This window comes from Zavarzinia sp. (assembly GCF_049306435.1).
Classification (GTDB): domain Bacteria; phylum Pseudomonadota; class Alphaproteobacteria; order Zavarziniales; family Zavarziniaceae; genus Zavarzinia.
The window spans coordinates 24,092-33,174 of the sequence record NZ_JBAQRT010000149.1; the positions used below are offsets into that span (position 1 = coordinate 24,092).

General features: G+C 65.6%; 8 protein-coding genes. 3 read left to right on the forward strand and 5 right to left on the reverse strand.

All coding sequences use genetic code 11. From position 1 onward, the window contains the following. Positions 1–41 precede the first annotated feature (41 nt). The 3 genes from WAZ62_RS08130 to WAZ62_RS08140 form a co-directional block, all read right to left on the reverse strand. A complete protein-coding gene (locus WAZ62_RS08130; RefSeq protein WP_422643018.1) occupies positions 42–1,418 on the reverse strand; it encodes a DUF1329 domain-containing protein in 1,377 nt (458 codons plus the stop codon). Positions 1,419–1,512: 94 nt separating this feature from the next. Next, positions 1,513–3,618 (reverse strand): DUF1302 domain-containing protein, encoded by a 2,106-nt coding sequence (locus WAZ62_RS08135; RefSeq protein ID WP_422643019.1) that lies wholly within the window; start codon positions 3,616–3,618, stop codon positions 1,513–1,515. 289 nt (positions 3,619–3,907) lie between these two features. Then, complete coding sequence (locus WAZ62_RS08140) at positions 3,908–4,825, reverse strand: SMP-30/gluconolactonase/LRE family protein (RefSeq protein ID WP_422643020.1); 918 nt, start codon at positions 4,823–4,825, stop codon at positions 3,908–3,910. 128 nt (positions 4,826–4,953) lie between these two features. On the opposite strand from WAZ62_RS08140, the gene WAZ62_RS08145 reads away from it, so the two are divergent. Together WAZ62_RS08145 and WAZ62_RS08150 are read left to right on the forward strand one after the other, a co-directional pair. Then, a complete protein-coding gene (locus tag WAZ62_RS08145; RefSeq protein WP_422643021.1) occupies positions 4,954–5,898 on the forward strand; it encodes a hypothetical protein in 945 nt (314 codons plus the stop codon). Positions 5,899–5,955: 57 nt separating this feature from the next. After that, on the forward strand, positions 5,956–6,759 hold the full coding sequence (locus WAZ62_RS08150) for an ABC transporter substrate-binding protein (protein WP_422643022.1): 804 nt from the start codon (positions 5,956–5,958) through the stop codon (positions 6,757–6,759). Between the two features lie 51 nt (positions 6,760–6,810). Here WAZ62_RS08150 and rpoH read toward each other — a convergent pair whose 3' ends face one another. Beyond that, a complete protein-coding gene (gene rpoH / locus WAZ62_RS08155) occupies positions 6,811–7,722 on the reverse strand; it encodes an RNA polymerase sigma factor RpoH (RefSeq protein WP_422643023.1) in 912 nt (303 codons plus the stop codon). A gap of 104 nt (positions 7,723–7,826) precedes the next feature. Further along, positions 7,827–8,780 (reverse strand): RluA family pseudouridine synthase, encoded by a 954-nt coding sequence (locus WAZ62_RS08160; RefSeq protein ID WP_422643024.1) that lies wholly within the window; start codon positions 8,778–8,780, stop codon positions 7,827–7,829. On the opposite strand from WAZ62_RS08160, the gene WAZ62_RS08165 reads away from it, so the two are divergent. Beyond that, positions 8,779–9,081, forward strand: coding sequence for a hypothetical protein (locus tag WAZ62_RS08165; protein WP_422643025.1), 303 nt, complete (start codon positions 8,779–8,781; stop codon positions 9,079–9,081). The genes WAZ62_RS08160 and WAZ62_RS08165 overlap by 2 nt on opposite strands. The last annotated feature ends 2 nt before the right edge of the window (positions 9,082–9,083 follow it).

Here is a 9,083-nt window from a genome sequence, read left to right on the forward strand (position 1 = left end):
CGGCCCCGAAGGGCCGCCCGATCATTGTTCCGGTGCCAGGATCAGCGGGTCGACAGGCGCCGGATGGCATCCGGGGTGTAGCGCTCGGGCTGCAGCTCGGTCGCGTTGGTGTCGATCGGCGTCTCTTCCATGTTCATGGTCTGGGCGAGATAACGGCCCGACTGCAGATCATAGTCGATCTCGAAAGCCTGGTTGCAGGACAGCGCGTCGTAATAATTCATGATCGGCGCATCCTGAACCCGCCACAGCTGGCCCCGACTGTCGTAGAGCGAGACGTTGGCGAAGGTCCAGCTGTCCTCGTCCTGGAAGAAGACGCGCTTGGCATAGACGTGGCGGGCGCCTTCGCGCAGGTTCGCCTCGACTTCGTGCACCCGGTGCAGTTCGTAACGCATCACGTCCTGATTGGGGTGCTGCGCGGTCAGGAATTCGGCGTATTTCGTGTTGTTGGCCTTATAGGCGTTATAGGCGATATAGGCTTCCTTCGCGCCGTTGTTCTTCCAGGTGTAGCGCTCGGGCGAGCCGTTCATGACGTCGAACTGGTCGATCGTGGTCAGGCCGTCGGCGTTGGTGCCCGGATTGTCGAAGGCGAGATCGGGCGCGCGCAGAACGCGGCGGGTGCCGGGATTATACTGCCAGGCCTGACGGGGGCCATCGGCGTCGCTGATGTTGTCGAGGACGAGAATGATCGAGCCGGCGATGCGCGCCGGCGCGGTCGTCATCGACAGATAGGTGATCCAGACGTTGTTCAGCTGCTTCAGGCTGGTTGCATCGCCTTCGGCGCGCAGGCCCGGCCCCATGTAATGCAGGATGCCTTCGTCCTGGCTCTTCACCAGCGTGTAGTCGCCGTTGCGGTTGACCGCCGCGAGGGCGAAGGCGCGCTTGAACTTGAAGCCGAGACGCGGGCGGAAGCGGTGGTTCCAGAAGAATTCGACACCTTCGGTCGCCAGCGGGAAGGGCACGCCGACGAGGCCTTCCTCGAGGCCGTTGCCATCGGCCGAGAGCTTGGCGAAGGTCGCGTTCTTCTTGGTCGCGTCATAGATCTTCTGCGAATACGAGCAGCTGCGCCGGGTCTCGTAGACGTTCATCTTGTAGGTCGGATAGGTCTTCAGAAGGGCGATCTGGCCGGGCGCGAGCTTGGCCGCGTATTGATCGACATTCTGGCCGGTGATGGTGAATTTCACCTTGTCGGCGGCGAAGGGATCGACCAGCCGCTGGCCGGGGACATAGCCGGCGGGCGGGGCCTTGATGCCGCCATCCCAGGCCGGGATCGTGCCATCGGCGTTGCCCGCCTTCACGGCGCCCATCGGGGTGAGGTCGACGCCGAGACGGGCAACCTGATCGGCGCCCCCGGCGGCATGGGCCGCCGCGCCGAAGGCGACGAGGCCGAGGGTGAGCCCAAGATACGCGATACGTTTCATGCGATGTCTCCCGCTTGGGCCGCGGCGAGCGCGGCCCGATGTCTTTTTATCTTTTTGTCTCTACAGGATCGGCCGATCCCATCCCCCCCAAGCCTCAGAACGAATAGCTCAGCGTCATCTGGAAGAAGTCGCGGTCGTTCAGCAGATTCTGACGGCCGGCGCCGAAATAGGTCGTGTAACCGATCGAGCCCTTCCACTGCAGCAGATAGTCGGCGTCGAGGGCGAAGGTCATCGCGGTCGCCCTCTCGGTGTAGCCGCCGGTCAGCGGCGTGATGCCGAAGAGACCGGTCTGCACCCGCAGGGCGGGGGTGAGGTTGACACCCGCGATCGCGTCCGGGTAGCTGGCCGACAGGGCCATGGTGAGGCCACCCGACCATTCGGTCGCGCCGCTGAGCTTGCTGGCGCGGGGATCGCTGTCACTGCCGTCACCGACGGTGCCCGTTCCGCCTGCGTCCATGGTCAGAACGCTCGGATCGGGCAGGTTGATGTAGACGCCGCCGAATTCGAGCAGCAGCGAGGCGGAATTGGCGCCGATGAGCGACGGCAGCATGTCGGTCGAGCCGAAGGATTTGATACTGCGCAGGACGTAGGTGTAGACGTCCTCGAGGATATAACCCTCGACCCGCGCGCCGGGGCGATTGGTGGTCGAGCCGAGGTAGGTGCTCAACTGGTTCCGCAGGCCGACGGCGCTGCAGGGCACCGGGCTGCCGCCGGTCAGGACGGCGCCATAGAGACCGCAGGAGAAGTCGGTCGCCCAGGTTTCACCGTCGATCAGCACCGGCAGATCGTGCTGCAGCGCGAGTTCGCCGGCGAGCGAGATGCCGAGGGCATCGAGATTGGTGTTGAAGCTGGTGCCGATCATCTGCACTTCGCCCGGGTTCTCCAGGACGATCTTGCTGTTGCGGGCGTTCTCCTGAACGATCAGGCCGCCCTGCGCCGAGGCGTTGGTGGCGAGGAGGGTCTGATAGGCGGCGATCTCCGCAGGCGTCTTCCCCGTCGCCGCGTAACTCGCGACCGCCTTGCCGATGAGGGTCGGCAGGTTAGCCGCCGCCTCGGCCGGGGTGTTGATGTATTTGTCGTCCTCGGCGATGTAGAACACCGGGACCGGGCTGCGCGGCTGGATGTTGGCGAAATAGAAGCCGAATTCGGTATCGTTCAGCTCGGGCGAATAGTAGCGCACCGAGGCGCCCCAGTTCTTGCCGTCCGAATTGCTCTCGTATTTCGCCTGCGGCACCGACAGTGGCACATTGCCGGTGAAGAAATTGGTCGCGTCCGGCGGGATGATGTCGTAATCGCCCTTGGCGCCGAAGCCGACGCCGCCCTTGCCGCCGATGTCGGTCGTGCTGAAGAAGCTGCCCTGCGGATCGGTGACCGACTTGCGCATCTCGAACTGGTAGAAGGCTTCGACGCTGAGACCCGAGCCGAGCTCGTAGGAAATGTCGATCGCCGGCATGGCCTGCACGGCGTCGCGGATTTCCGCGCCCGGCACGCGCAGCTTCGACTGGTCGAAGGAGTTCACTTGGGCGAGCGACAGCGGGGTGACCGCCGCCTCGCCCCAGCCGATGGTCTGCTGGCCGACCTTGACCGAGAGCTGGCGGTCGCCGATGTCGAAGTTGCCGCGAACCCAGAGGTCCATCAGCTCGTAATCGAAGGACGAGACATTGCTGGCGGCATCCGACTGGCGGCCCGACATGTCGCGATAACCGGGAACGGCGACGCCGCCCTGGGTGGAGAAATCGCCATTGTCGTAGACCGCGTCGTAATAGGCCTGGCCACGAACGTAGAAGGTGAAGTTCTGCCACTGCGCGGTCGCTTCACCCTGCGCCCGGACCGGCGCGAAGACGAGATCGCCCTTGTCGAAGTTCAGGTTGCCGTCGTCGCCGTTGCAGGTCGTCGCGCCGCCGCCGGCATAGTTCTGCGGGCAGATCAGCTGGGCGTCGCGATCCTGGGTACGGACGCCGAAGCCGGCGGAAATCGTGACCTGAGTGGTGATCGCCACATCGCCGGCCTGGAATTCGGCCGCCGTCGCCGGGCCGGAAACCACCATCGCCGCCATGAGCGCAACAGCACTGGCGCCAACCGCCAGACGCGCACGAGAAACGTGTAAATTCTTCAACTTGGCCTCCCACCCCTGGATCCCGTCACCCCGGTTCCAGACCCCGTTTGTTATTGGCATTTCCGCCTTATTGCATTGCAGCATTGCGATTGCCGCATGACAGGTTTACCCCACACCGTTCCCAAAACGGTGTCAAGTCTTGTGGATCGTTTCGGATGTCGGGTGCAGCGCAAACTGTGGCAGAAAGATCACGCCACAAAAAGCACCGCAGAGACAATGACTTAGAATGACAATTTGTCATGCGTGGGCAAGGTCGCGCCATTTTGTCGCGCCGGCCCTCTTGGGGCACTGTTACACCAAACTGGTGACAATACCATGATGCCGGCCGGGGCGATGTCCACCCCGGCCGGCCGCGAGCCTCGGGCCGCGAGCGTCAGGCGTAATTCAGCCGCAATCCCTTGCGCGGCCAGTCGCAGGCCACCAGCCGGCCGGTGCCCGACATTGTGACATAGGCCGTGCGCAGGTCCGGCCCGCCGAAGCAGATATTGGTGGTCAGCGGATCGGGGAAGGGAATATGGGCGATCTCGGCGCCATCGGGCGAGACCGTGGTGATGCCGCCGTTGATCAGCGTCGCGACGCAGACATGACCTTCGCCATCGACGCCAAGACTGTCGAACAGGTTGAGCCCGCCGGGCGCCAGGATGAGGTTGCCGGGATGGCCGAGGATCCCCGGCGCGCCGCCGATCCTGCCCGGCCCCGTCACGGCGAAGGACCACACCCGCCCGGTGAAGGTTTCGGCGACATAAAGCGTGTCGCCGTCGGGCGAGAGGCCGATGCCGTTCGGCGCCTGCAGCGGGAAGATCACTTCCTCGATGAAGCTGCCGTCGGGCTTCGCGTAGAAAACGCCGGTGGTGTCCCGCTCGCGCTCGCGCGATTTGCCGTGGTCGGTGAACCAGAAGCCGCCATGGGCATCGAAGACGATGTCGTTCGGCCCCTTCAGCGCGACATCGCCCGCGTGGGTGTAGAGCACCTCGGCCTTGCCGGTCGACAGGTTCACCCGCTGGATGCAGCCGCCCTCGTAGTCATGGGCCTGATGCCCCGGCACCAGCAGCCCGCCCATGTCGGTGAATTCGAAGCCGCCATTGTTGCAGACATAGATGCAGCCATCGGGGCCAAGGGCGGCGCCATTCGGCCCGCCGCCCAACCGGGCGGCCACCGTCAGGCGCCCGTCCGGGGCGACCCTGGTCAGGGTGCCGCGCTCGATTTCCACGACGAGGATGTCGCCGTCAGGCAGCACCACGGGGCCTTCCGGAAAGCGAAGCCCGGAAGCAATGTCACGAAAGCCGGTCAATTTGTTCTCCCTCTCGCGCGATGCGGTCGTTTTTTGTCTTTCCCCGCGCGGATCCGAAGGTAACGTTGCGCGAATGTCGGCCGCAAGCCGACCGACTCGTGTAATGCCGGCCGATGGTTCCCGCCCTGATGATTCGCCCCCGCCTCCGTCTTCCCCCCGCCCTGGCCTTCCGCGCCGGCCTTGCCCTGGCCGCCACGCTGCTGCCGGGTGCCGCCGGCGCCGTCGGGGTCGAGGTCGGCCCGGGCGAAAGCCTGGAAATCGCACCCCTGGCCGGCTACTGCGTGCTCGATGAAGCGCGCCCGGCCGAGGCCCAGCTGATCCGCACCATGCGCGGCGCCGTGGGCGAGACCATGCGCGTCGTCCTCGCCTTCGGCGACTGCAACGAACTGGTGGAATTGCGGGATGGCAAGCGCGGCCTGCTGAACCATTTCGGCCAGGTGCTGCTGCTGACGGAAGGCAACGCGATCCAGCGGGTGACCGATCCCCGGCCGGCCTATCTGAACGCCATCGCCAAGCCCTTCCCGACCGCGACCATCGAGGAAGTGGCGGCCAATGGCGAGGCCCAATCCAAGGCCTCGAAGCCGGCGGATGCGCCAAAGCCGATCTTCGCCGTCGTCGCCCGCGACGAGCTCGCCATCTATATCGGCACCACCAGCCTTCAGGGTCGCGGCGCGGAAAAGACCATGGTCGCCGGGCTCGCCGGCATCGGCCTGATCCGCCAGGTGCCGGTGAACGTCAATCTGTTCAGCGCCTATGACGGCAGCGCCGGGGCCGGCACGGCCGTGTTCGAGGATCTGATCGGCCAGATGTCGGCCGGCATCGCCGACCTCCAGTTCACCAACGACGATGGCGCCGCCCCCGTCGCCCTGCCGGTGCCCAATCGCAACGAATGGCGCGCCATGGGCTCGACCGCGCTGGTCGGCGCCGTGGTCGGCGGGTTGCTCGGTGGCCTGGGCGCGATCGTCGTCGTCCTGTGGCGCCGACGGCGGCGGCATCACGCGGCGGCCCCGGTCGATGCCGGTGAAGCCCCCGCGAATTCCCCGGCCACCGCGGAGCCCGCCCAAGGCGCTTGATCTCCCCTGCCAAGCGCGCGAGGCTGGCGAGGTCCGAAACCTCTGGGGGATCAGAACATGTTCTTTGGCCTTCGCACGACCTATGGCCTGCGCGTCCTTGCGGCAGCCGCTTCTATCGTGGCGGCCGTCGGCTTCGCCGCCGCGCCGGCCTCCGCGGAAGAGAAAGTCGTCCGCATCGGGACGGAGGGCGCCTATCCCCCGTTCAACTTCATGGATTCCGAGGGCAAACTTCAGGGCTTCGACGTCGATATCGCCGTGGCCCTGTGCGAGAAGATGAAGGTGAAGTGCGAATTCGTCGCGCAGGATTGGGACGGCATCATCCCCGCCCTGCAGACCAAGAAATACGACGCCATCGTCGCCTCGATGTCGATCACGGCGGAACGCAAGAAGGTCGTCGACTTCACCGACAAATATTACAACACCCCGACCCAGTTCGCCGCCGCCAAGGGCACGGACATCGGCGACGGCTCGGCCAAGGCCATGGCCGGCAAGACGCTGGGCGCCCAGTCGTCGACCATCCAGGCCAACATGCTCGAAGCCGTCTACAAGGATTCGACGGTGAAGCTCTATGCCACGGTGGACGAGCTTTACGCCGACCTCTCGGCGGGCCGTGTCGAGGCCGCCCTGGTCGACAAGCTGGTGACGGCGGAATGGCTGAAGACCGAGGCCGGCTCGAAGTTCGAGTTCGTCGGCCCCGCCATGTACGAGCCGCGCGAGATCCTGGGCGATGGCGTCGGCATCGCCGTGCGCAAGGGTGACGACGAACTCCGCCTCGCCTTCAACAAGGCGATCAAGGAGATCCTCGAGGACGGCACCTACAAGAAGATCAACGACAAGTATTTCCCCTTCCTGATCTACTGATCGGCGGAACCGCCCCCGGCTTCGGCCGGGGGCGATGCCCATCAGGGCAGGTCAGTCGGCGGTGGCGCCGATCAGCGCGGGGCGCGCCTGGCCAAGGGCGGCATTGCGCATCGCCTTCTGCAATTTCTCGAACGCCCGCACCTCGATCTGGCGCACGCGCTCGCGGCTGATGCCATATTCCTGGCTCAGGTCTTCCAGCGTCACCGGGTCTTCAACCAGGCGACGGCGCTGCAGGATGTCGCGCTCGCGGTCGGTCAAGCCGCCCATGGCGTCGTTCAGCAACCCGCGACGGATATCCATTTCCTCGCGCTCGGCGAGGCGGACTTCCTGGTTCGGGGTCTCGTCCACCAGCCAGTCCTGCCACTCGCCCTCGCCGTCGATACGCAAAGGCGCGTTCAGGCTGTGGTCGGGCGCGGCGAGGCGGCGGTTCATCGACACCACCTCGGCCTCGGTCACCGCCAGATTATGGGCGATCTGGGTGACGTGCTCGGGCCTCAGGTCGCCCTCTTCCAGCGCCGCCAGCTTGCCCTTCATCCGGCGCAGGTTGAAGAACAGCTTCTTCTGAGCCGCCGTGGTGCCGATCTTCACGAGGCTCCACGAGCGCAGGATATATTCCTGGATCGCCGCCCGGATCCACCACATGGCATAGGTCGCGAGGCGGAAGCCCTTGTCGGGCTCGAACCGCTTCACCGCCTGCATCATGCCGACATTGCCTTCCGAGATCAGTTCGGACACCGGCAGGCCATAGCCGCGATAGCCCATGGCGATCTTGGCGACCAGGCGCAGGTGACTGGTCACCAGCCGGTGCGCGGCTTCCGAGTCGCCATGCTCGCGCCAGGCCTTGGCGAGCATGAATTCCTCGCCCGGCTCCAGCATCGGGAACTTGCGGATCTCGGAGAGGTAGCGGCTGAGGCTGCCTTCATCGGGCAGCGCCGGCATTTTCATCGTCGAGGGAACGCTCATCGGTTTACCTCCTGGCGTCGGCCGGGAAATGTGCTTGCCCACACACTCGGAAAATTCGCGCCCTGGCGCAATACCCGAGTGGGGCAATCGGATATGATCATTGTTTAGATAGATTCCAGACTGTCAAGCAAATCCGACATATCACTGGGCAGTTCGCTCTCGAACCGCAGAAGTTTCGCGCTCACCGGATGACGGAAGCCGAGCAGCCATGCATGAAGCGCCTGCCTGCCGAAACCCGCGATATCCTTCGGGGCGCCCCGCGGCACCCGGCCATAGACCGGATCGCCGACCAGCGCATGGCCGAGGGAGGACAGATGCACCCGGATCTGATGGGTGCGCCCGGTTTCCAGCCGGCAGTCGAGCAGGCTCGCCACCGGCGGCCGGCCGAAACGCCGCTCCACCTGCCAATGGGTGATCGCGGGCTTGCCATCCTCGACGATCGCCATCTTCTTGCGATCGAAGCGGGAGCGGGCGATGGGCCGGTCCACCGTGCCTTCGGTTGTGGCCGGGCTGCCCCAGACCACGGCCTTGTAGCCGCGGTCGAGATCGTGGCGGGCGAACAGATCGGCGAGGCCATGATGCGCCGCCTCGGTCTTGGCGACGACGAGAAGACCGGAGGTTTCCTTGTCGATGCGGTGGACGATGCCCGGCCGCTCGACCCCGCCGATGCCCGACAGGCTGCCCCGGCAATGGTCGAGGAGGGCATTGACCAGCGTGCCGTCCAGATTACCGGGCGCGGGATGAACGACGAGACCGGCCGGCTTGTCGACGACGATCAGATGCTCGTCCTCGTAAGGGATCACCAGATCCATCGCCTGGGGCTGGGGCACGGCCGGGGTTGCCGGCGGCACGCCCAGCACCACCGCCTGACCCGGTTTGACCCTGGCCGAGGCGTCCTCTATGGTCGCGCCGTCGACCGTCACATGGCCGGCCTCGATCAGGCCTTTCAGTCGCACCCGCGACAGGCCCGTGGCCCCGGCCAGAAAACGGTCCAGGCGGTCGCCGCCGGCGGCATCCTCCACCACGAGTCTATGAAGCGTTGCGAGCATATCCATCATGGCTGAAGAGTTGCCCAGCAACCCCCGTGGCCTCAAGGCCGTTGTGATCATCCTCGGCGTCATCTTCCTTGGCATGATGGCCCTGTTCATCTACGGGCTGGCCACCAAGGTAGGCGGCAAAAAAGGCGCGATCGCGGCGGGTATCGAGATTCCGGCGGGCGAGACCCTGATCGAGACCACGGGCGCCGGCGACCGGCTGGTCTTACGCCTGCGCGCCGCCTCCGGGGCGGAGCGCCTGCTCTATATCGATCCCGCGACCGGCAAGGCCCTGGGCAGCACCGCCCTGACCGGCGCCCCCTGAGC